The 22,976-nt window shown below is 51.5% G+C and carries 13 protein-coding genes, 6 tRNA genes and 2 pseudogenes; 9 read left to right on the forward strand and 12 right to left on the reverse strand.

Annotated features, from left to right (window positions below; genetic code table 11):
* Nucleotides 1-266: 266 nt before the first annotated feature.
* Both fadA and fadB read right to left on the reverse strand, forming a co-directional pair.
* The gene (fadA, locus tag B3007_RS09600) at nt 267-1,445 is read right to left on the reverse strand and encodes an acetyl-CoA C-acyltransferase FadA (protein ID WP_301376692.1); all 1,179 of its coding nucleotides are present in this window, start codon (nt 1,443-1,445) and stop codon (nt 267-269) included.
* Between the two features lie 25 nt (nt 1,446-1,470).
* Complete coding sequence (gene fadB / locus B3007_RS09605; protein WP_301376693.1) at nt 1,471-3,618, reverse strand: fatty acid oxidation complex subunit alpha FadB; 2,148 nt, start codon at nt 3,616-3,618, stop codon at nt 1,471-1,473.
* Between the two features lie 333 nt (nt 3,619-3,951).
* Between fadB and B3007_RS09610 the strand changes: the two genes are divergently transcribed.
* On the forward strand, nt 3,952-4,707 hold the full coding sequence (locus tag B3007_RS09610) for a hypothetical protein (protein WP_301376694.1): 756 nt from the start codon (nt 3,952-3,954) through the stop codon (nt 4,705-4,707).
* Here the strand turns inward: B3007_RS09610 and B3007_RS09615 are convergent.
* The 4 genes and pseudogenes from B3007_RS09615 to B3007_RS15655 form a co-directional block, all read right to left on the reverse strand.
* Nucleotides 4,698-5,192, reverse strand: coding sequence for a hypothetical protein (locus B3007_RS09615; protein ID WP_301376695.1), 495 nt, complete (start codon nt 5,190-5,192; stop codon nt 4,698-4,700). The genes B3007_RS09610 and B3007_RS09615 overlap by 10 nt on opposite strands.
* Complete coding sequence (locus B3007_RS15645) at nt 5,189-5,743, reverse strand: hypothetical protein (protein WP_414716221.1); 555 nt, start codon at nt 5,741-5,743, stop codon at nt 5,189-5,191. Before B3007_RS15645 ends, B3007_RS09615 begins: the two co-directional genes overlap by 4 nt.
* A pseudogene (locus tag B3007_RS15650) lies at nt 5,738-6,262 on the reverse strand (ATP-binding cassette domain-containing protein); the annotation flags it as partial. The gene B3007_RS15645 and the pseudogene B3007_RS15650, both read right to left, overlap by 6 nt.
* Nucleotides 6,251-7,120: pseudogene (locus B3007_RS15655) on the reverse strand (ATP-binding cassette domain-containing protein); the annotation flags it as partial. The pseudogenes B3007_RS15655 and B3007_RS15650, both read right to left, overlap by 12 nt.
* Nucleotides 7,121-7,413: 293 nt before the next feature.
* Between B3007_RS15655 and B3007_RS09625 the strand changes: the two are divergent.
* From B3007_RS09625 to B3007_RS09660, 8 genes are all read left to right on the forward strand, one after another.
* A complete protein-coding gene (locus B3007_RS09625) occupies nt 7,414-8,571 on the forward strand; it encodes an efflux RND transporter periplasmic adaptor subunit (RefSeq protein WP_301376697.1) in 1,158 nt (385 codons plus the stop codon).
* Complete coding sequence (locus B3007_RS09630; RefSeq protein ID WP_301376698.1) at nt 8,568-11,705, forward strand: efflux RND transporter permease subunit; 3,138 nt, start codon at nt 8,568-8,570, stop codon at nt 11,703-11,705. The genes B3007_RS09625 and B3007_RS09630 overlap by 4 nt, the downstream gene beginning before the upstream one ends.
* Nucleotides 11,706-11,781: 76 nt before the next feature.
* Nucleotides 11,782-11,857 (forward strand) — tRNA-Val (locus B3007_RS09635).
* A 42-nt stretch (nt 11,858-11,899) separates the two neighbouring features.
* Nucleotides 11,900-11,976, forward strand: a tRNA-Asp gene (locus tag B3007_RS09640).
* Nucleotides 11,977-12,149: 173 nt separating this feature from the next.
* Nucleotides 12,150-12,225: transfer RNA gene (locus B3007_RS09645), tRNA-Val, on the forward strand.
* Between the two features lie 5 nt (nt 12,226-12,230).
* Nucleotides 12,231-12,307 (forward strand) — tRNA-Asp (locus tag B3007_RS09650).
* A gap of 190 nt (nt 12,308-12,497) precedes the next feature.
* Nucleotides 12,498-12,573: transfer RNA gene (locus B3007_RS09655), tRNA-Val, on the forward strand.
* A 28-nt stretch (nt 12,574-12,601) separates the two neighbouring features.
* A tRNA-Asp gene (locus tag B3007_RS09660) sits at nt 12,602-12,678 on the forward strand.
* A gap of 440 nt (nt 12,679-13,118) precedes the next feature.
* On the opposite strand, the gene B3007_RS09665 is transcribed toward B3007_RS09660, so the two are convergent.
* The 6 genes from B3007_RS09665 to pepN form a co-directional block, all read right to left on the reverse strand.
* On the reverse strand, nt 13,119-14,135 hold the full coding sequence (locus B3007_RS09665) for an AraC family transcriptional regulator (protein ID WP_297530539.1): 1,017 nt from the start codon (nt 14,133-14,135) through the stop codon (nt 13,119-13,121).
* A gap of 6 nt (nt 14,136-14,141) precedes the next feature.
* Complete coding sequence (locus B3007_RS09670) at nt 14,142-14,999, reverse strand: hypothetical protein (protein WP_301378122.1); 858 nt, start codon at nt 14,997-14,999, stop codon at nt 14,142-14,144.
* An 87-nt stretch (nt 15,000-15,086) separates the two neighbouring features.
* Nucleotides 15,087-17,450, reverse strand: coding sequence for an efflux RND transporter permease subunit (locus B3007_RS09675; RefSeq protein WP_414716222.1), 2,364 nt, complete (start codon nt 17,448-17,450; stop codon nt 15,087-15,089).
* A gap of 112 nt (nt 17,451-17,562) precedes the next feature.
* On the reverse strand, nt 17,563-18,639 hold the full coding sequence (locus tag B3007_RS09680) for a YCF48-related protein (protein ID WP_068442090.1): 1,077 nt from the start codon (nt 18,637-18,639) through the stop codon (nt 17,563-17,565).
* A gap of 297 nt (nt 18,640-18,936) precedes the next feature.
* Nucleotides 18,937-20,346 carry a DUF1329 domain-containing protein gene (locus B3007_RS09685; protein ID WP_301378124.1) on the reverse strand — a complete coding sequence of 470 codons (1,410 nt, stop codon included), beginning with the start codon at nt 20,344-20,346 and terminating at the stop codon, nt 18,937-18,939.
* A 14-nt stretch (nt 20,347-20,360) separates the two neighbouring features.
* Nucleotides 20,361-22,976: an aminopeptidase N gene (gene pepN, locus B3007_RS09690; RefSeq protein WP_301378125.1), complete on the reverse strand. Its 2,616-nt coding sequence runs from the start codon at nt 22,974-22,976 to the stop codon at nt 20,361-20,363.

The raw sequence follows: 22,976 nt of genomic DNA on the forward strand, positions 1-22,976 counted from the left end.
CGGGTCCATCTCATTTCCTACAAATCTCCGCTCTCTCACAAATCTCAGGCACAAAAAAACCGGCCAAATAGCCGGTTCTTTTTGCAACGTCTCGGGTTAGGAGCGCGTCGCGAGCGATGGCTGACCGAGGCAAAGATCTCTGAGCAAGCGGAGTGTAGTTAGCCTACATGAGGCAGATTTTTGCTCCTGCAAAATCTCCATTCCTGCCATCCATGGCAGTCACATACTCAGAGCCTTTAACAAAGGCCAGACGAGCGCAGTAGCGCTCAGTCCATACGCTCCCACACAGTCGCGATACCCTGACCGAGACCAATACACATAGTGCTCACACCGTACTTACCGTTGTTCTGTTCCAGAACGTTGATCAGCGTGGTAGAGATACGTGCACCAGAGCAGCCCAGTGGGTGACCCAGGGCGATTGCGCCGCCGTGGATGTTGATGCGATCTTCTGCGATATCAGTCAGCTTCAGGTCTTTAACACATGGCAGTGACTGTGCTGCGAACGCTTCGTTCAGTTCCCAGTAGTCAATGTCAGTCACGTCCAGACCCGCGCGCTTCAGTGCTTTCTTAGTCGCTGGTACTGGGCCGTAACCCATGATTGCAGCGTCAACACCAGCAACGGCCATACCCACGATACGTGCACGTGGCTTGAGGCCCAGTTCCTGAGCTTTTTCGTAGCTCATCAGCAGCATAGCTGCAGCGCCGTCGGTGATCTGTGAAGAGGTACCTGCAGTTACGGTACCGCCTTTAGGATCGAACGCTGGGCGCAGGCCAGACAGGCTTTCTGCAGTAGTTTCTGGACGGATAGTTTCGTCCTGAGTAACCAGTACTTCTTTGCCGTCTTTGTCGTGACCGTACATAGGTACGATTTCGTTCTCGAACTTACCTTCCTGAGTCGCTTTGTGCGCCAGGCGGTGTGAGCGAGCTGCGAATTCGTCCTGCTGTTCACGGGTAATGCCGTGCATTTTACCCAGCATTTCTGCAGTCAGACCCATCATGTTGGATGCTTTTGCAGAGTACTTAGACGCTTCTGGGTTGTGGTCGAAACCGTGCTGCATGTCGACGTGACCCATGTGCTCCACACCACCAACAACGAATACGTCGCCGTTGCCAGTCTGGATAGCCTGCGCCGCAGTGTGGATCGCAGACATTGCAGAACCACACAGACGGTTAACAGTCAGTGCGCCTGCTTCTTTAGGCACTACAGTCATCAGACCGATCTGACGAGCAACGTTGAAGCCTTGCTCTTTGGTCTGGTTAACACAGCCCCAGATGATGTCTTCGACCAGCGCTGGGTTAACGTCTGGGTTACGCTCAAACAGAGCGTTGATCAGGTTAGCAGAGATGGTTTCTGCACGTACGTTGCGGAATACGCCACCTTTGGAACGACCCATTGGTGAGCGCACTGCATCTACTACAACTACGTCTTTTGGATTGTAAGACATGGTTTAAATTCTCCTGGTGCGCTGATTAACCGAAGTAGCTTTCGCCGTTCGCTGCCATTTCACGCATGCGATCGGTTGCTTTGTACAGATTGCCGAGGTGAGCGTACTTGTCGCAAAGTGCAACGAAGTCAGCCATGCCAACGGAATCCATGTAACGGCATGCACCACCACGGAATGGAGGGAAGCCGATACCGAAGATCAGGCCCATATCTGCTTCAGAAGCAGTGTCTACGATGCCTTCTTCAATACAACGTGCTACTTCGATACACATTGGAATCATGCAGCGTGCGATGATTTCTTCTGCGTCGAATTCTTTTGCGTCGGCAACAACTGGCTTGATCAGCTCATAAGTTGTTTCATCAACAACTTTCTTAGGCTTGCCACGCTTGTCGGTTTCATACACGTAGAAACCTTTGCCGTTCTTCTGGCCGTAACGTTCGTTTTCGAACATCACGTCCATGGCTGACTTGAAGTCTGCCTTCATGCGATCTGGGAAGCCTTCAGCCATCACTTCGTTGGCGTGAACGCCAGTGTCGATACCAACAACGTCAAGCAGGTATGCAGGACCCATTGGGAAACCGAACTTCTCCATCACTTTGTCGATCTTGGTGAAGTCGCCACCGTCACGTACCAGGCCAGCGAAACCAGCGAAGTAAGGGAACAGTACACGGTTAACCAGGAAGCCTGGGCAGTCGTTTACAACGATTGGGGTTTTACCCATTTTCTTCGCGTAAGCAACAACAGTAGCAACCGCTTCTTCTGAAGTTTTAGAACCACGGATAACTTCAACCAGAGGCATCATGTGCACTGGGTTGAAGAAGTGCATACCCAGGAAGTTCTCAGGACGCTTCAGGTCTGCCGCCAGCAGGTCGATGCTGATGGTAGAGGTGTTAGAGGTGATGATGGTGTCTTCAGTTACCTGATCTTCCAGGTCTGCCAGTACAGCCTTCTTCACTTTCGGGTTTTCAACAACAGCTTCTACAACTGTGTCTACGTCACCGAAATCGCCATAGCTCAGAGTAGGACGAATGCGGTTCAGCGCTTCACCCATTGCAGCCGGCTTCATTTTCTTCTTCTCAACGCGCTTGGCCAGCAGCTTGTTGGCTTCGTTCAAGCCCAGCTCGATACCTGCTTCGTTGATGTCTTTCATCATGATCGGGGTGCCTTTCAGTGCAGACTGATAAGCGATACCGCCACCCATGATACCTGCGCCAAGTACCGCAGCCTTGTTAGTAGGCTTGGCTTTCTTGTCGTACTCTTTTGCTTTTTTCTTCAGCAGCTGGTCGTTCATGAACAGACCGATCAGAGCGTTGCTCTCTGAAGTTTTAGCCAGCTGAGCGAAACCTTTTGCTTCTGCTTCCAGTGCTTTGTCGCGTGGCGAGTTAGCTGCTTTCTGCATAGTCTTGATCGCAACGATTGGCGCTGGGTACTGACCTTTGGTCTGACCAGCAACGAAACCTTTAGCGGTTTCGAATACCATCATGCCTTCCATCGCGTTGAGCTTCAGCTTAGCTTTCTTCTCTTCGCGACGTGCCTGCCAGTTGATCTCACCAGCGATGGCTGATTTCAGCATTTCTACTGCTTGCTCTTGCAGCTTGTCGGCTGCAACGACTGCATCAACAGCACCGTCTTTCAGTGCTTTGTCCGGACGGTTTTCAGCGCCCATGCAGATCCATTCGATGGCGTTGTCTGCACCGATAACGCGTGGCAGACGAACGGTACCACCGAAGCCAGGCATCAGGCCCAGTTTAACTTCAGGCAGACCGACCTTGGCTTTGTCAGACATGATGCGCAGGTCTGAAGCAAGGCACATTTCAAAACCACCACCCAGTGCGATGCCGTTGATCGCTGTCAGAGTTGGTACTTCAAGATCTTCGAAAGCGTTGAAAATCTGGTTGGCTTCAAGGGTCCAGGCAGCGATTTCTTCTTCGCTACGCTTGAACGTTTCGCCAAATTCGGTGATGTCCGCACCTACGATAAATACGTCTTTGCCAGAAGTAACAAGAACACCTTTAACGTCACTGTTGCCCTGGATTGCTTTGACAGCAGCGTCCAGATCTTCAATAGTTACGCGGTTGAACTTGTTAACTGATTCGCCCTGCAGATCGAATTTCAGTTCGGCGATTCCGCCGTCGATCAGGGTTACCGTGATGGCTTTACCTTCGTAAATCATCAACTGATCTCCACATGGTGGTTAGCTGTTGGCAGCCAGATACCCTTTGGGGTACCGCGCCGGTTGGTGAAACAAGGCTCAATTGCTTAAAAAACAAACAATTCATACGAGCGTTTGAATCTGAGAGGCACACCTTCCCAGAGAGGCGCATGAAAGTCAATAGATCACGCCAGATTCAGAATGGGGGCATGTCGGGATATTGACGTTCATGAGCCGTAGGCACCGCTGCTGATCAGGCCAGAATTGTTACCCTTTGTAAGCGTCTATGGGCTGGATTGTAAGTTAAGAATAAACTGACGGGATTGCTTGTTAGAAAGTCACCAGAGACACATTATGAACAAGACCCACGTCACCCTTTTTGTTGCCAGCCTTATTTTCAGCCTTCGTGCTATTGCTTCAGACCCTGCAGATATTCATACGCTCAAGGTTCAGGTTACCAATGCGATGGCCAGTTTTTACATGTATCAGGGCCTGGAGGCAGACCTGAAATATGCCAATAGAATCGACGAATCCATGACTTCGGCATACGCCGCCGCCAGCCGTATTATCAGCGGTACAGAAGAAGAAATTACACCTGATGCCGCAAGCCAACTTGTGAAGCGCTGGGACTACTTCAACGGCCTGATGGCTGCCAACCGCAAAGATATCGTTACCCGCGGATACCCGGACATGCGTCTGGTGAACGATATGGGCGACGCTTGCCTGGCATTAATCACCGCGGCGGATCAGTTAGAAAATACCGGCGAAGTTAGTGAAGTGACTCGTCTGGCTCGCGCCCTTGCCTTCCGTATGTCTGACATAACGTCTCAGTACACAGGTCGGGGGACGAGTTACCTTGGGCAGGTATTTGTCGGGTATCAGGAACAGAGCCCGAAAGAGATGGCAGAAGACTTTGAACATCTTCTGAACAAACTTGATGCGGTTATTCCAGAGAAAGACGAACTGCGCGTCAGTGCCATCCGTCACAAGTGGGAATTTCTGCGTCGTTCGATTTCGAACTACAACGAAAACTCGGTGCCGTTTCTGGTGGTTAACTACAACGACAGTATCGTTGAAGCGCTCCACCAACTTGCCGCTTCTTACGAGTGAACGACTAAGTTCAGTATTTCGGTAAGAAACGATTCATAAGCGGCTGCGTTGGCCGTCTTGTTTTCTGCCGGCATCATGGTCACCCGGTTGCTGTATACCTCAAGCAACAAGAGATCATCTGGCAGTTCTTTTACAAGGCGTGTCAGTAACTGAGCGTCCTGTTCGCTGCCCTGATCATGCCAGGCAAACCCTTCGGGTAATCCACCATTATCCCAACCTTGCTGACCAACGACGCGCCACAGAAGCTCACCGCTATCGCGCTTTTTCGGTTTCGGGTCCATCAGGGTGTAGTTCGTCCCTGTAAAGGCGTCACGAATCCCGGTTTTCGCCGAGTCAGGTTTAAAGGTGTATTGGCGCACATGCAGCTTGCGCTTTATGGCATCCAGACGCAGATCTGCCAGACGCTTATCCCGCGGACTCGGTTTCAACCAATAGATAGAGCCAAACACGACCAGCCCTACCAGTATTGCTATTGGCCAGATCATTCGGTCATCTCCTCAAGTTCGAGCCAGCGCATTTCAAGCGCCTCCAGTTGCTCTTCGATCTCAGCGAGTTTTGCCAGTGTTGCCTGCACGTGATCCTGATCACCGCTGTAGAAATCTGCCGCTTCGGTCACGGCAACAATGTTATCCCGCTCAGCTTCCGCCGTGGCAATCTGCTCGGGCAGCATATCCAGTTCACGCTGAAGCTTGTACGACAGCTTTTTCTTTTCCGCTTTTTCAGCAGGTCTCTTGTCAGACTGCGCTTCCGACTTAGTTTCGGGCTGTGCTTCTGGCTTTTTATCAGCGGATTTCTGCCCCGGTGCTTCGGCTTTCTGTACTTTTTTATGACCACCGGTACGCTCATGCCAGTCACTGTAGCCACCGACATGTTCATCAATATGGCCACTGCCATCAAAGACCCAAAGCTGAGTCACGACGTTATCGATAAAGGCACGGTCGTGCGATACGAGTAATAACGTGCCGTCGAAATCGATCAGACGCTCTTCTAGCAGTTCCAGCGTTTCGATATCCAGGTCGTTGGTCGGCTCATCCATCACCAGCAGATTGCAGGGTTTCAGAAAGAGCTTGGCCAGCATCACGCGATTACGCTCACCGCCGGATAACGCTTTAACCGGCGTACGCGCCCGCTCTGGTGGAAACAGGAAGTCGCCCAGATAACCAATCACATGCCGGCTCTGACCGTTTACGACTACGTGGTCTTTGCCATCTGCGACGTTGTCGGCAATGGATTTATCTTCTTCCAGCACATCACGCGACTGATCGAAATACGCAACTTCGAGCTTGGTGCCCGTGCGGATATTGCCTGACTGAGGCTGCAGCTTTCCGAGTAACAGCTTTAATAAGGTACTTTTACCCACCCCGTTCGGGCCGACTAAGCCGATACGGTCACCGCGCATGACTAAGGTCGAGAAATCTTTGACCTGGCTGACGTCTTTCCAGGCGTAGCTGACGTCGGTCAGTTCGAATACCTGCTTACCTGAGTTCTCAGAGCCGGTCATGCTGATGTTGGCTGTACCAACGCGGTCACGACGCGCCGAGTGCTGCTTGCGCATTTCTTTCAGGCGCTCAACGCGGCCTTCGTTACGCGTACGACGAGCTTTAATGCCCTGGCGAATCCACTTTTCTTCTTCGGCGAGGCGCTTATCAAATAAGGCGTTCTGGGTGGCTTCATCTTCCAGACGCTTTTCACGAAACTCTAAGAAGCCGCGGTAATCACCCACCCAGTTATAAAGGTTACCCCGGTCCAGATCGACGATACGTGTAGCCAACGCCTGAACAAATGCCCGGTCGTGACTGATAAATACCAAAGCGCCGTTAAACTGCTTGAGCTGTTCTTCCAGCCACTCGATGGTTTCAACATCCATGTGGTTGGTTGGCTCATCGAGGATCAGTAATTCAGGATCAGTCACCAGTGCCCGCGCCAGCATGACACGACGCTGCCAGCCGCCAGATAACTCATTGAAGCGGCTTTCTGCAGGAAGATTCAGGCGCTGAATCATGGCATCTACACGCTGTTGGATACGCCACCCATCAGCGGCTTCGATTTTTGTCTGAAGTGTCTCCAGCTTTTTCAGGTCAGCGTCGGCACCACGAGCCGTTTCTTCGTGATATCGCGCCAGTACCGCTCCAAGGTCACCAATGCCATCGGCGACAACATCGTAGACTGACTCGTCGACACTTTTAGGAAGCTCTTGCTGCAAAGCGGCAACACGCAGCGTATCCCGATACTGAACCACCCCATCGTCCGGGGTAATTTCACGGTTGATGATTTTAAGCAGCGTCGACTTGCCTTCACCATTGCGACCGACGACACACAGGCGTTCACCGCTCTGTACATCGAGATCGACTTTATCCAGCAGAACATGGTCACCAAATGCCAGCTCAACCTGCTGTAGTCTGACTAATACCATTCATTAGAGCCTTGTAAATATGTTGTGGCATGCTAACCATGCCCAATTAGCTGGCGCGCATAGTATCAGCGAGCGAGCGTGCCTGCGAACGTAATGATGAGACCTGAGTGGGATCTTCAACTATGATTGTCCTGCATCTGCAACAATCTGTAACGTTAAATGTTATGGTCGGCCATTGTTTTAAACAAATCCCGCAGGTACAAAAACGGCCACCGGCGTGTCCCGTTTCGAAAACATGGCGGCTAAGACAGAGGGAATGCCGTATTGGCGCCCCCGGATTTCAGGAAAGTATTATGAGTTACGCACTGAAGCTGAGCTTCTCACACAAAGTCGCACTGGCGATCCTGTTCATTCTTGTCCTGTGGGTGGCAACCGGCCCTGCACATACTGAAGATGTCACAGAGCGGCCGCTCTCTCAGGAAGAGCTCAACCTGATGGTGGCTTATAAAGTACTCAAACCTGAAACCAAAGAACGCTCGGTAAAAGTCTCTGCGCATGTCGCAGCTAACCGCGCGGTGGATATTGTGGCTGAGGTCAGCGGAAAAGTGACCGGCCTGCCAGCAACAAAAGGCACGCAGGTAAATGAAGGCCAGTTATTGCTTGAGATCGATCAGCGCAACCTGCCCGCTCGCCTGAAACAGGCAGAAGCACAACTCAAGCGTCGTAAACTCGAAACGCAAAGCACACGTAACCTGTTTGATCGTGACCTGACGAACCAGTCTGCGGTAGTGATCGCAGAGTCCGAACTGGCAGAAGCGGAAGCCGCGCTGACCGACATTAAACTCGATCTCGATGCCACGCGCGTAAAAGCCCCTTTTGACGGTATCTATGACCAACGCTACGTCGAAGAAGGTGAGTACGTATCACCAGGTACAGCGCTGGTGCGCGTCATTGATAACCGCACCATGCTGATTAAAGGTGCTCTGTCTGAAAAGTCGATTAATGACGTGAGTGTTGGCTCTGAAGCCTACGCAGAATTACCAACCGGCAAGCGTGTAAAAGGCACTATCCGCTTTATTGCTGCGTCCGCCTCGGCAGACACCCGCACATACGCCGTAGAGATGGAAGTCACAGGTGACCGCGCGGGCCTCTATGATGGCCAGACCGCAACATTAATAATTCCTCAAGGTAAACAGGATGCCTACGAGATCTCGCCTGCCCTGCTGATTATCGCCGAAGACGGTGGCCTCGGGGTTAAGTTACTTGATGAAGATAACCGGGTGGTCATTGTCAGCGTCGATATCCTCGAAGCCGGTACCGACGGTATCTGGATTTACGGCCCCGAGGGCGACATTCGTCTTATTACGGTGGGTCAGGGCTTCGTCGACATCGGCCAGAAAGTCGAAGCCAAAGAACAGGAATCTTCGCGTTCTAAGAAAAACGAAGACACCGATAGCACTCAGCAGGATGACGACGCAGGCGATAATCAGCAGAAGGCCGCTGACGTATGAGAAGTCTGATCGAAGCCGCTATCAACCGGCACCGCACTGTCATTATGCTGTTTGTGCTGATGCTGATCACCGGCACAGCAACACTTATTACGATTCCGAAAGAAAGCTCGCCTGACGTAACCATCCCTAACGTCTACGTGTCGGTCATTCATAATGGTATTTCTCCTGAAGATGCCGATACTTTGCTTTATGAACCCCTGGAAACTCAACTGCAGGGTCTTGAGGGCCTGAAAGAAATGGTGTCTACCGCGACCTTCGGGCACCTGTCTATTCAGTTAGAGTTTTACAGCAACGTCGATATCGACAATGCACTCGAAGACGTACGTAACAAAGTCAATGATGCCGTTGGTGAGCTGCCTGCCGACAGTGAAGAACCTATTGTCCGTGAGATTAACGTTGCGCTTTTTCCGGTGATGGTGGTTACCGTTGCAGGAGATGTCGACGAACACGTTCTCTATCTGGCTGCGGACGAACTGAAAAAACGCATTGAGTCATTACCGGGCGTACTGGAAGTCGATATTAAAGGTAAGCGCGAACAGGTTGCTGAGTTGATTATCGACCCTGCAAAAATGGACAACTATGGTCTGTCTCTTACCGAAGTCGGTAACCTGCTACGTAACAACAGCCTGCTCGTTGCAACTGAAGACATTAATAATGAACAAGGGCGCTTCAGTGTAAAAATTCCGGGCAGGATTAACGATATTGAAGGGCTTCTGAGGCTACCGGTTAAATCTGTCGGTGACGAAGTGGTTCTGTTTCAGGACGTGGCCGTAGGTCGCCTTTCTTTTAAAGACCCTTCTACCGGTGCACGCGTAAACGGCCACCAGGCCGTTACCCTGGAAATTAAAAAGCGTATCGGCGCCAATATTATTGAGACGCTGGATGAAGTCCGGGTCATTACAGATGCTGCCAAAGATATGCTTCCTGAGGGAATAAAACTCGGCATCATTCAGGATGAGTCGAAACAAATCCGTACCATGTTGAACGATCTGTTCAACAGTGTTCTGGTGGCTACGCTTCTTGTATTCCTGCTGATTCTCGGCAGCCTTGGTGTGCGCTCTTCCATACTCGTCGGCCTCGCCATTCCCGGTGCCTTCCTGATGGGGATTATGGCCATCAACGCGATGGGCGATACGCTAAACATGGTTGTTCTGTTCGCGCTGATTCTCTCTGTCGGCATGCTGGTCGACAGTGCCATCGTTGTGGTTGAGTACGCCGACCGACGTCTGGCTGAAGGCATGCGGGCGCGCGATGCCTATAACGAAGGCGCCCGCCGGATGGCTTGGCCGATTATTGCCTCAACGGCGACGACCTTAGCGGTCTTCCTTCCCCTGCTCTTCTGGCCGGGTGTTATGGGCGGGTTTATGAAATACCTGCCGCTGACACTGCTTTTTACGCTCACCGGCTCGCTGGTCATGGCACTGATTGTGATTCCTGCGGTAGGCAAGGTGCTCGGACGTGCTGGGCATCATGATCAGGAAGCACTGGATGTGATTGTCGCTGCTGAAAACGGAGACTTTCATAAGATGAGCGGGTTCTCTGCCCGCTACGTGAAGGTATTGCGCAAGGCTCTGGAAAGCCCAGGAAAAACCTGTCTCATTGTTCTCTCGTTTGTTACCGCTTCTTTCGGAATTTATGGCATTGGTGGGCACGGCACCGAGTTCTTTCCCGAGGTAGATATGGATGTCGCTATGGTAGATGTTCGTGCCCGTGGCAATCTCTCATTCGCCGAGCGCGAAGCGCTGGTCAGAGAAGTCGAATATGAAATCTTCGACATGAAAGAAATCGATGCGATTTATACCTCCGTATTTGTAACGGCACCGCGTGGTGGTATGGAGTCATCTCCGCCCGATCTGGTTGGCCGTATTCAGCTGGAGTTAGTCGACTGGCAGTCACGCCGCACCGCTGACGACATTCTTGCAGAAATCGAAGAGCGCACGGCGCACCTGCCGGGTATTATTATCGAGACCCGCAAAAAAGAAGGCGGCCCGGCAGGCGGCCCACCGATTCAGCTGCAACTCAGCAGCCGCAGTGAAAGCAATATTATTCCGATGATGGAAAAGATATTGCCCATTCTCAAGGAAGACCCTGAGCTGAAAGACGTGCGCGACGACCGTCCTCTTGATGGCGTCGAATGGCGTCTGGATATTGATCGCGAAGAAGCCGTTCGCTTTGGTGCGAGTGTTGCGGAAATCGGTTCACTGATCCGGATGATTACCGGTGGCCAGGTCATTACTCAGTTCCAGCCTGACTACGCCGACGAAGAACTCGATATTCTTCTGAGGTACCCAGAGCAGAAACGCACGATCGACCTGTTCACCGATATTAATATCAAGACAGCAAAAGGCCTGGTACCTCTCAGCCAGTTTGTTACCCGCGTACCGATTAATAAAACGGGCGATATTGTGCGCGTCGACGGCAAACGTCGTTACCTGATCACGGCGAACGTCGCCGAAGGCGTCAACTCAAACGAAAAAATCGCTGAGCTTGGTGAAAAACTGAAAGAATTCGACTGGCTGGAAGCTGAGGTTGAACCGAAATTCCGCGGTGACTTTGAGCAACAGATGGAAACCGGCATATTCCTGATGAGCGCTTTCTCTATTGCCATCTTCCTGATGGTGACCTTGCTCGTGACCCAGTTTAATAGCTTCTATCAGGCAGGCCTGATTATGAGCGCGATTATTCTGTCGGTTGCAGGCGTACTCATGGGACTGTTGATCCGTGGTGAGCCATTCGGAATTGTAATGAGCGGAGTGGGTGTGATTTCGCTGGCGGGCATCGTGGTGAATAACAATATCGTATTGATTGATACCTACAACCAGATCCGTATGACCGGCGTTAGCGCCTTTGACGCAGCTATGCGCACGGGGGCCATACGTCTGCGCCCTGTGCTTCTGACGGCTGTTACAACGGTTGTCGGCCTGATTCCTATGGTGATGCAGTGGAACATCGACCTGATCCACAGAGAAGTCAGTATGGGCGCTCCTTCGTCGCAATGGTGGACCCAGTTATCGACCGCGATTGCAGGCGGACTGACCTTCGCAACCGTGCTTACATTGATCTTTACCCCGGCATTGCTGGTTTGGCGCGACCGCAATAAGGACCGCGACCACGAACATAATGCAAGTCACTGAAAAAAGTAGAAAAAATTGCATATAGAGTTTGACATCCGCCCTGACGCGAGTAGAATGCGACCTCGCTTCAGGGCATGGGTGATTAGCTCAGCTGGGAGAGCATCTGCCTTACAAGCAGAGGGTCGGCGGTTCGATCCCGTCATCACCCACCAAATCCTGATGCAAGAGTCTGAAAAGACTCAGTTTTTGAAAGTGGACTGGTAGTTCAGTTGGTTAGAATACCGGCCTGTCACGCCGGGGGTCGCGGGTTCGAGTCCCGTCCAGTCCGCCATCTTCAAAAACAGTTTTTGTTTCATCGCATCTACTGCCTCAAAGCGGTTTGATGATTGAGAATGATACAAGGCGTACCGCAGCGAGTACCCTGAGACATACCTAGTGGTAGGCGAAGGGACGAGCGAGGAACAACGCAGTAGCAACTCAATCAACGAAGCGATAAACAAGTTTGGGTGATTAGCTCAGCTGGGAGAGCATCTGCCTTACAAGCAGAGGGTCGGCGGTTCGATCCCGTCATCACCCACCAAATGTGGACTGGTAGTTCAGTTGGTTAGAATACCGGCCTGTCACGCCGGGGGTCGCGGGTTCGAGTCCCGTCCAGTCCGCCATATACTTCTCTAAATGTAGAAGTAAGAAGAGTTAAACGGCTTTACTGTTCATACTCTTCTGATGTGCGAAAGATTTTTCTGTAGTACAAGGCGTACCGCAGCGAGCACCCTGAGACATACCTACTGGTAGGCGAAGGGGCGAGCGAGGAACAACGAAGTAATACTGGAAAATATAAGCACCCGACAATATGGGTGATTAGCTCAGCTGGGAGAGCATCTGCCTTACAAGCAGAGGGTCGGCGGTTCGATCCCGTCATCACCCACCATCACTTTGCAATAAAGTGAATACAATGCGGACTGGTAGTTCAGTTGGTTAGAATACCGGCCTGTCACGCCGGGGGTCGCGGGTTCGAGTCCCGTCCAGTCCGCCATCTACTTTTTAGATCCCCCTACTTCACTCGATAGTTCTTAATTAGTCTTCTTCATCTCCGACAGATCTTTACGCTCCGCTATCAGAGTTTCTGAGCCAATGTCATATCCACGTCATATTGGCTGACTATCTTTTACACATAGTCGCAGGGAAGTCTGGGAACTCGGGCAAGGATGCCTGGTCTTTTCTCCAGCAGCGACTATATTTACTTTAAGTGGCACGATATATGCTAGATTCGTTTGAGTACTTTCTTCACGATCAGCTGTGTACTTTAAGTTGTCGCTCGGGAAGTGTTCCTGTAGTGGCAAACCAACAGGATTGGATTAACAACAAAAAGGAGATCGAAAATGTCTGATTACATTGAAGATCTGTTAGATGTCGGCTTTGACGATTACGAAGACGACTGTGATGACGCCGTAGAGATGTAACTGCGGCTCTGCCCTAGCGGCAGTTTTCCCTATAGCGGCCCGGCGCCTCGCCGGTCCAGCGCCGGAATGCGCGCTGGAATGCCGCAGCAGAACCAAACCCCAGCAAATACGCTATTTCCCCCAACGTCAGTGACGTATCCCTGATATAACTTACCGCCAGATCTTTGCGCGTTGCGTTGAGCACATCCTGATAGGTCTTTCCTTCAGCCTGAAGGCGCCTGCGAAGCGTCCAGGGCGCCATATTCAGTCGACTGGCAACCTTACTCAGCTCGGGGGTCTCACCGTCCAACAGCGGCGCCACAGTGCGGGCCACCTGCTCTGTCACGCTAAGACCGAGCCTTACTCTGTCCAGTTCGCGTTCCGCCTGTCGTTTCAGCCCTTCATGGATAGAGTGGCAACTTTGGATCACGGGTAAATTCAGTGCTTCATTTTGGAGCACTAATCGATTAGAACCGGCGCCAAAATTCACCGGACACTTGAAGTAGCGACGATAAACATCTGCATACCCCGGATCTGAAAACTCGATATCGACAGACTCAAGGATGCCATCGGTTTGCCCGCTGATGACACCAAGGATGTGTGCCCAACTCGAAAGCACCGAGTCGACCACAAACAGGTTATAGGCGTTGTAGGGGCTAACAGAGTAGAACTTAAGCGCGGGCTTACCCTCTTCTAACGTGAACGAACTCGCACCACGCGCATTAAAACTCGACAGTAGTTCAAAGCCTGCTATCGCCTGACAGGCGCGGCGGAGATCCGGAGCGGTCATAGCGACCAGGCCCGCCAAACCCAATTGAGCTGGCCAGGTATGGCGGCCCATTTCTAAACCAAACCAAGGGGATTTGGTTTGCTGAATGGCATCGTGCCCGATGCGCATAAAGCGAGGAATACTGATTCGGGTATCAGGCGATGCCAGCGTTTCAGGAAGGATATTGTACTGACCCAGCAGCGCATCCGGGTCAGCACCGAGGGTGCGCATGGTGGATGCAATCACCTCGACGTAGGTAATGCTCAGATCACCCAGCTTCATGTTTGATCAGGCGTCCATTCCATCATCGTCATCCTTCTCAGGAGTGACCTCTTCACCTTCATCCGGCTCGTAAAACTCAAGCAGGAATTGGTAGCTGAGCGAGAGTACGGTGATTGATATCAGTGTCATACTGTATATGCCAAAGGCAGCCACGATATCCGTCACCACATTCTCCAGCGACACTAACAGTAGAAATGGAAGGTTAACCAACAAAGGCAGAGCCAGCGCTACGATAACCAGGCGAGTGCCATTTCCTTTGCTCATCCGCCAGGCCCGCCCTAGATCAGAGCCCTCTGTGCCGATAGCAATTTCAGGCAAGGTAATCGACAAACGTGCGAGGATGTAAAGCATCAACATGAAGGCCGGAATAAATGCCAGACCAACCACTTGCTGCATCGCCGCAGGATCACTGGCGCCGGTCACGACTCCCAGAATTACCATCGCGACAACCGTCACGCCAAGGCCAGCCCCTGCAGAGACAAAAACCAGCTGTAATGAGCGGAGTAAGTAACGCCAGTCTGAGCGATTAGGAACTCGCAGTGCATTGCTTGGCCAGTGAGACGCATCCTGCAAAGTGAAGCGGTGTACAGTGGTTGCAAGAAGGACACTCAATAGCCCGGATATGCCCGTGACTATCCAGAATTCCAAAGGAAAGCCCATCTCCATATTTCCGCCTTCCTGTCCCATCGCAGCCATAATCGGTTCAGTAATAGCCGCGCTATATCTATCGAGAACCACCAGTACAAGAATAATGGGGAGGAACATACTCAATAAGCGACCGCGCTTTGCCCATAGCAAAAACAAGGCGTCTTTGAACAGCTCAAATACCGGGATTCTGGCTTCCAGGCCAAGCGGACTTTTCATTCTTACTCCAACGACAAACGAGTGCTAAAAAAATGCCCCTGAACAGAGGCTCTGTCAGGGGCATTAGTTTACCTGCTTTCGGCGGTATTATCCCGCAGGCGGCACATCACCGTGCTTTTTCTTGTGACGTGCCAGCATGCTCTCTGGTTTGAGCAGGAAGCTCGCCAGAGCAGGCAGCAGTATCAAAGCACCAAGCATGTTCCAGAGGAACATAAAGGTCAGCAGAATACCCATATCGGCCTGGAACTTAATCGGCGAGAGCATCCAGGTGGCAACACCAATGGCCAGAGTCACACCGGTAAAACTAACGGCCTTACCCGTAGAGCGCAGGGTTTCAAAGAAGGCTTCCTGCATCGACTTACCAGCCAGAATCATAACTTCGAGGCGGTTGTAGATATAAATACCGTAGTCGACACCGATACCGACACCCAGCGCGATCACTGGCAGCGTTGCCACCTTCACACCGATATCCAGGTACGTCATAAGCGCCTGACTCAGAATAGAGGTCAACGCCAAAGGGATCAGGATACAAGCCACAGCTCGCAAGCTACGGAAGGTGATAAAGCAGAGTACAAAAACAACCACGTAGACGAAGATCAACATAGTGCCCTGCGCATCAGCAATCACCTGATTCGTCGCCGCTTCAATACCCGCGTTACCAGAAGCTAACTGGAAGCGCACAGGCACCGAATCAATTTCACCCTCTTCGATCGCCAGCCCGAGCTCGTTGTAACGATAGCCGTAGAACTTCATATCGACGTCATCGTCGTAGCTGTCTTTAAAGTTTTCGACAGCGGCGACCACAGTCTCAAGCGTCTCAGCTTTGTGATCATTCAGGTAAATGATCACAGGCGCCATGGAGCAGTCTGAATTCAGCAGTGCGCCCGGTGCGCGCTGAATGGAGGTATTCAGAACTGTCTGGTTGCGCGACAACGCTGACCAGTTCAGGTTACCTTCATTCATCGATTTGGTTACCAGCTTGGACACAGTGACCAGAGAGGTCGCAGACTGAACGCCCGGAACGTTCTCCATGTACCACATAAAGCGATCCATAGCGTCCATGACTTTATAAGCATTACAACGCTCAGGAGCCGTCTCGACCATAACAACAAATACGTCTGAACTGGTGGAGTAATTCCCGACCATAAAGGCGTTGTCTTTGTTGTAACGGCTGTCAGCGCGAAGTTCTGGCGCACCTTTATCAAGGTCACCAATTTTCAGATCCTGACTGTAATAGTAACCACCGATCCCCATTGCGATAGCGATAGCAATTGGGAATGGTGCAACCTTACGGCTGGCAAAGGCAGAGAGGCCACGCCATAGCGGCGCCTTGCTCTGAGATGCTTTATACGCATGGTCGATACCCGGCTGGCTGATACCGATGTACGACATGATCACTGGCAACAGTACCAGGTTGGTCACGATGATCATTGCGACACCCACACTCGCTGCGATTGCCAGTTCCTGAATTACGCCGATATCAATAAAGAGCAGCGTCAGGAAGCCAATCGCGTCGCTGAGTAGTGCCAGCATGCCTGGGACATACAAACCACGGAATGCGTGACGAGCCGCCTGAGCAGGCGATGCCCCTTTACCGGATTCAATCGCAATGCCGTTGATGATCTGAACACCGTGACTGATACCAATCGCGAATACGAGGAAAGGCACCAGAACAGAATACAGGTCGATGGTGAATCCCATCAGCGCCAGTGAACCTAGCTGCCAGACCACTGCAATCAGAGATGCCACAATAGGAACGATGGTGCCGCGGATACAGCGGGAATAGAGATAAAGAAGAATCGCAGTCATCACCATAGCGGCAAGGAAGAAGAGCGCGATCGACTGTGCCCCCTCGAGCAGGTCACCCAGTTTTTTAGGCGTACCGGTGATATAAATACGGTACTGATCACTGCCGTATTTATTGCGGATTTTCTCTTCAAGGTCCGCGCTGAACGTTGCGTAGCTTAGTTTTTCACCCGTGTCCGGGTTGTACTCAACCAGTGGAACATTAATGATCGAAGACTCGAAGTTGTTCGCCACCAGACGACCAACCTGACCCGACTTCAAGACATTCTGACGAACCTGTTCGAGGCTGTCAGGAGAACCATCATAGGTGCTCGGAATAACCGGGCCGCCCTGAAAACCTTCCTCGGTCACTTCCATCCAACGGACGTTCGGTGTCCAGAGAGACTCCATTCCGGAGCGGTCGACACCCTTAACGAAAAAGATTTCGTCACTGATTTTACTCAGAGTATCCATGTAGTCCTGGGTAAAAATGTCACCGTCAGTTGTTTCGACAGCAATTTTTACGTTGGCTACACCACTTTTCATCTCATCTTTATGAACAAGGTAGTTCTGGATGTACTCGTGGTTCAGAGGGATATACTTTTCGATACTGGCATCCAGCGTAACCTTACTCAGGCCATAGCCAAATAACGCAGTCAGGGCCATCAGTACGACGATGACCAGCGAGCGATTGTTAAAGATCAGGCGTTCAAGAAACGGCTCCGATTCTGAAGACAGAATGTAGTGCTCTGGCTCAGAGGAGTAATGGTGCTTCTGTTCACTCATTGCCTTTCTCCCCGCTCATTTCTGCCTGACGTTGCAACAATTTGCCCTCTCTGCTTACCAATTGAATGCCAGCGTCGCCGGCAATAACGAAATGCCCGGCTTCACTGCGAATAACTGATGCTGCGCCTTTGCGGCCAGCGATGATTGTCGATTCTGCTCCTGATAGCTGAGCGTTCAGCGTCACCACGCTACCGCCGTTTCCGACTAGCATCGCACCTCGATCTGAACTGAAACCTCCCAGCAGAGTTTGCTCAGAACCGGTATCGAGCACTTGCCAGGTAATGCCGTCATCATCGGAGCGGTAGGTGTGTCCGCGCAGAGCGAAAAGAATCTGGGTATCCCCTTCATCGAGCAATCCAAAAAGAGAGCCGTCGTAAGGTGCTGACTGACCAACCCAGGTTTCACCCATGTCGTCTGATCGAAGCATAAGCCCCATTTCACCGACAATTGTCAGTGAGCGTTCGCCGACGCGGGTAATTGCGTTGAGGTGCAAGCGATTCGGGTTTGGCAGTCTTGAACTGATTTCAAACCACTCATTGCCACCGTCCATCGTCTGGAAGGCCATCCCGTACGCACCGACTGCAATACCTTCTCTCGCTGACCAGAAATACACATCAAGGAAGGGTTTGGTCGAGCCAGTTTCGAGATCGTACTCAGCATCCTGAAATGCAAATTCTGCATTCTCCAGAGCAGTCATGGCCTGCTCTACATCCATATCGGAGCCCGTTTCCTGAATTGCTTCTAAGCGCTCTTCCGCATTTGTCAGGTTATTCCGTGCCGACCTCAGCATCGCTTCATTGGCTTTGAAGCCGTCAAACTGTTTCGTCCAGTTTGATCCACCGTCCATCGTGTTGAGAATCACGCCGTCATGGCCGACAGCCCAGCCATTCTGTTCATCAGCAAAATCAACGGAAGTTAAGGTTGTGGTTACAGGAACGCTACCCTGACTCCAGGTGAAGCCGTTGTCTGTTGAAACGATAGCGTGGCCGTAGGCACCAACACTGACAAGCGCTTGACCACGATCTGTAACATCAAGTAACAATGATTCATGCGCCTTGTCGGACGACATTGCAGGTGTCTGGAGAGGATCCTGCCACTCTGCGAATGCTCCGGTTGATGTAGCCAGAGCCCCGCTAATGAACAGACCCGAGAGGAGGCTTAGCCCGCTCTTTTGGTTGCCTGCCCATGGCCTGACCAAATCAGAAAACATATAAAACCCCGTATTATTAGCATTATTAAAGCGGCGCTAGTCTAGCGGACAGCCCTACCACTGACTAACACGCTCTTGTTACGTTATGTAACCAAACTGGCGCTTCCCGCACCTTACTGCTACGCCCCCTTGACAGTGAAAATTACCGGGGAGGTGTTATCGGCGTCCGCGTCGACGCAATTCAGCCGGTGTGAAGTAACGGTCACCCGGAGGTGGGTTACTGTAGTCAATTTCTTCGGGCTCTTCGTTCATCAAGCCCTGTACATGGTAGCGGCGGTCGCGAAGATCATGGAACACATCCATGCCCGTCCAGGTCACCGGTAGCTCATAATACGTCTTAATATAGGCCATGCTCACACGCCACAACTGGCCATTCATATCGTACTGATCTGCTACCGCAATGCTCCAGGTATCTTCATCAATATAGAACACTCTTTTGCTGTAAACATGCCTCATACCATCTTTAAGCGTACCTTCAACGACCCAGACACGATGTTTTTCATAGCGGGTGTATTCTGGGTTGAGATGCCCTGGGCGCAGAATATCGTTGTAACTTGCCTCATTCGAGGTGAGACGATAGTTATTGTATGGAATGTAAATTTCGCGTTTATCGATAAGTTTCCAGTTATAGCGGTCCGGCGAACCGTTATAAATGTCCGTGTCGTCGGCATAGCGTAAGCCATCGGCAGCGGCAATAGGCGTGTCGTACGCAAGGTTAGGGGCACGACGTACACGACGCTGACCAGCGTTGTAACCCCAAGCCTGCCGGGCATCGTTTGCCTGGTTAAGAGGTTCATGGACCAGTACCGCACCACCAGCGAGACGCGCTGGTGCTTTGGTCACAGACAGATAATAGAACAGTAAGTTATCCAGCTCTTCAATCGTTTTATCCTGACGGTAGTAGTTGAATTCAACCTGTTGCTCTACCGTAGTCGGTGTGAACTTGCCGTCCTGATGAACTGCAACCTCTGAAGCCTGCAGCTGCAGGTAGGTGCCACGCCAGCGAGTAATGTGATTCCAGACCGCCTGAACACCCGCCTGATTTTTATTATCACTCAGGATGGGGAACGGAATACCCGCGTACGAATAAAGAAGCGAGTTACCACCGTCTGCTAATTCGGCACGTAACGCATTTTTGTAGGTGTTTTCATATACCCACTCAGGTGCTGCAGCTGTACGACGAGTCTGGTACACAGGCATTTTGAAGGTGTCAGGGTATGTCCTGAACATCTCTTTCTGCCCTTCTGTCAGATTATTGCTGTACTGATTCATGTTCTGAGCAGTCACAGTAAACAGAGGCTGGTCGTCCGGAAATGGATCAGGGTGATGTTGCCCTGGCTCTTTATATTCAACCGGCGGCAGAGTCAGTCCACCCCGCCATGGGGGAATATCACGGCCGTTGCCCTCGCGCTGCCCACCCATGGGAGTGAGGACAGACTTAAGCCGTTCGGCTTCAGAAACTGAGACAGAGGCATAGGCCTGCGACACAAACATACCACCCGCCACGCATAGCGTGGCAAGCAATGAGAAACCGCGTTTTACACGGATGATACCTGAAAGATCCATCAGATCAGTTTTCCTTAAACCAAACTCTTGCTAACAACTTCATACACGTCTTTCGAGAGACTGCCGCCATCCATGATTCGTTGCAACTCAGCTTTCATCAAGTGTGACTGACTTGGCACTAAACGCTTCCAGCGGGTCAGTGGCGTCAGGAGTCGTGAAGCTATCTGAGGGTTGCTTGCGTTCAAACGGATAACTGCATCTGCCAGCAGACGGTAACCACGGCCATTTTCACTATGAAAATGACACAGTGCCTGATTCGCAAACGCACCAATGACTGAGCGCACCTTGTTGGGGTTGCGCCAGTCGAATGCTTCGTGCTCCAGCATTTTTTCAATATGCTCCGGCGAGCCCAATCGTGAAGAGCCACACTGGACTGTCAGCCACTGATTTACAACCAGTGAATCGTGTTTCCACTGCTCGTAAAACGCATTCAGTGCTTCCTGCGCTTCAGCTTCATCACCGCATGTCACGAGAACACGCAGTGCCGCCATCTGATCGGTCATGTTGTCTGCACTGTTAAACTGCGCCTTAGCCGCTTCGATACCATCCGAAGATGCGCGCGCCCAGTACGAAAGCGCAAGATTTTTCAGCGAGCGACGCGCCATATCAGCCGGTGCAGGCTGGTATTCGGCAGGGACATTCAAGCGTTCGTAGCAAGCCTTAAAGTCTTCGTTTAACGCTTCAGCCACCTCAGACAGAACCTGCTCACGACCATTGTGAATAGCGACAGGATCATAAGACTTCCGCGTTTCTGCGATGTACGCCTCGGATGGCAATGCCATCAGGTAAGCAACCATCGCCGGGTCCAGACTCTCGTCACTGATTACACTGTGCAGTGCGTCAATGTCTTCTTTAACGAGCTTAAAACGCCCTTTCTCCGCCAGCGCAATCCAGTGCAGCATCAGTTGCTGTCCGGCATCCCAGCGGTTAAAACCATCACTGTCGTGCTGCAACATGAAGCGCAACGCAGACTGGCTGTGCTGATAATTAATACGCACCGGCGCGGAGAAATCGCGGAACAGTGACACAACAGGCTCTTCGATCACGCCACCGAAACTGAAGGTCTGCTCGGCCTCGCGGAAATGCAGAACCTGGCTTTCTTCGGTCCACGAATCGGCTTTGTCCGGGCGAATTTCCATATCTTCGCCGCTTTGAGCAATAAAGCCCAACTGAACAGGAATCCACAGCGGCTTCTTATTCGTTTGCCCTGGTGTGTCAGGGATACTCTGGCGCAGATTAATAGTCAGGCGTTCTGCCGCATGATCGTATTGGGTAAGTACTTCAACCACCGGCGTACCCGACTGTTTGTACCAGAGGCGGAACTGGCTGAGATCAACGCCATTGGCGTCTTCCATTGCCTGAACAAAATCGTTGATGGTGACAGCCTGACCATCGTGGCGCTCGAAATACAGATCAGAACCTTTACGGAATCCTTCGGCGCCCAGAATTTTGTGCAACATACGAACAATTTCAGCGCCTTTCTCATAGATGGTCACTGTGTAGAAGTTGGAAATCTCGATGTAGGAGTCTGGTTGCACCGGATGCGCCATCGGCCCACCGTCTTCCGCGAACTGAACAGTGCGCAGCATACTGGCGTCTTCAATTCGTTTCACAGTGGGTGAATTCATATCCGCGGAGAAACAGGCATCCCGGAACACAGTAAAACCTTCTTTGAGGCTTAACTGAAACCAGTCGCGACAGGTAACGCGGTTGCCCGACCAGTTGTGAAAATATTCGTGAGCCACAATGGCTTCGATACGTTGATACGCGGCATCGGTCGCGGTAGCTGGGTTAGCGAGAACACAGGACGAGTTAAAAATATTCAGACCTTTGTTTTCCATGGCCCCCATGTTGAAGTCATCAACGGCGACGATCATGAAAATATCCAGATCGTATTCGCGGCCATAGACTTCTTCGTCCCATCGCATAGAGCGCTTCAGAGCGTCCAGTGCGTATTCTGTTTTATCAACGTTCTGAGGTTCAACAAAAATCCGCAGCAGCACTTCACGACCTGAGCAGGTAGTGAAGTGATCATCACGAACCTGAAGATCCCCTGCCACCAGCGCAAACAGGTAGGCCGGCTTTTTATGCGGATCGTGCCAGACGACGTGCTTTTTGCCATCTTCAGTTTTTTCACTCACCGGGTTGCCGTTCGACAGCAACACTGGGAACTGTTCAGCATCGGCGATTATTTCAGTTGTAAACACTGACATAACATCCGGGCGGTCCGGGTAGTAAGTGATACGACGGAAGCCTTCGGCCTCGCACTGTGTGCAATACATACCGCCTGAACGATACAGCCCTTCCAATGCTGTATTTTTTTCTGGATATATCTGAGTAGATATTTCCAAAGTATGTGAAGCGCCTAAGCTACTGAGAGTCAGTGTTTCCTCACCCACCACATAGTCATCGTTCGTCAGTTCGTTTCCGTCAAGACGGATACTAAGAAGTTCAAGGTCCTGCCCGTTAAGTACGAGTTCATTACCGTCCCCGGCCTGCTTGAGTGTCAGAACGGAATGCACCTGTGTATAGCCATCGTTTAACTCAAATTTAAGATGGGTATCCGTCACTTGATAGGCGGGTGCTTGGTAGTCCGCTAACTGAATCGCCTTCGGTTGAGCGTCACGCAT

The sequence above is a fragment of the Thalassolituus sp. UBA675 genome, assembly GCF_002297765.1.
GTDB lineage: Bacteria > Pseudomonadota > Gammaproteobacteria > Pseudomonadales > Oceanobacteraceae > Thalassolituus.